A 1200-nucleotide genomic window follows, 5' to 3' on the forward strand; every position below is an offset into this window, starting at 1 on the left:
GTGTCCTTCCCCCCTAGAACTGGGCCATTACATTTGCCGCGAGAGGGGATTGGGCATGGCGAGGAAGCGACATTCAGACGAAGACGTGCTGAAGCTGCTGCGTGAGATTGAGCTGAAGCTGACGGCTGGTGATGATGTGGCATCGGCGTGTCGGAGCGTCGGGATCAGCGATGCGACGTATTACAACTGGCGGAGGCGGTTTGGCGGGATGGGCCGTGCGCAGCTGTCAGAGATGAAGAGCCTTGAGAAGGAGAACGCGCGGCTGAAGAAGATCGTTGCGGAGCTCGAGCTGGACAAGCTCATCCTCAGGGAAAGCCTAAACCACCTAAAGCCCAGGGCCTGACCACAGAGGAGCTCCGTCAGGCTGTCATTTACACACGCCAGAAGCTTGCCACGTCTGAGCGGCGGACGTGCCGGGTGATTGGCCTGGCGCGGAGCTCCCTGCAATATCGACCGGCACCCAGAGACGATGATGCATTGCGGTTGGCAATCATCAGTCTGGCTAAGCAATACGGGCGATATGGCTATCGTAAAATCGCTGAGCTGCTTCACGTTGAAGGCTGGAAGGTCAATCACAAGAAAGTCGAGCGGCTCTGGCGCGAGGAAGGGTTACAGCTTCCGCAGCGGCACAAGAAGCGCAAGCGGCTCTACCACAAGGACAGCTCGATCATCCGATTGAGGCCAACGCATCCGAACCATGTCTGGGCCATCGACTTCGTCCACGACAAGCTCAGCAATGGGCGCAGTTACAAGATGCTGACGGTTCTCGATGAGTTCACGCGGCAGGCCTTGGCTGTTGTGGTCCGCACCAAGATGGGTTCCGACGATGTTCTCGAAGCACTCTATCCGCTCCTGCTGCGCCACGGTTCCCCAGAGTATATCCGATCCGATAACGGCCCCGAGTTCGCAGCAGAGGCGATGCAGGGCTGGCTTCGGCGCGTTGGCATCAAGCCGATCCGCATTTACCCGGGATCGCCCTGGGAGAACGGATACAACGAGCGGTTCAATGGGACATTACGGCGAGAGGTTCTCAATGCGGAGTGGTTCACGACGACCAAGCAAGCTCAGATCGTCATCAATCACTGGCTCAGGCAGTACAATCACACCCGGCCGCATCAGGCACTCAACATGCGCCCACCCGTTCCTGAAACCCTATTAGAGAAACCAATGATCAGTGGCCCAGACACACGGGGCTAGACA

At 58.1% G+C, this 1200-nt stretch carries 1 protein-coding gene; it reads left to right on the top strand.

Annotated elements, in window-relative coordinates; genetic code table 11:
* Positions 1-55 precede the first annotated feature (55 nt).
* A protein-coding gene (locus AADZ90_RS22400) for an IS3 family transposase (protein WP_411997180.1) occupies positions 56-1197 on the top strand; the annotation gives its coding sequence in 2 pieces (ribosomal slippage) (positions 56-316 and positions 319-1197; 1140 coding nt in all).
* Positions 1198-1200: the final 3 nt, after the last annotated feature.

Origin of the sequence: Aestuariibius violaceus (genome assembly GCF_040779325.2) — a bacterium.
GTDB classification, from domain to species: Bacteria; Pseudomonadota; Alphaproteobacteria; order Rhodobacterales; family Rhodobacteraceae; genus Aestuariibius; species Aestuariibius violaceus.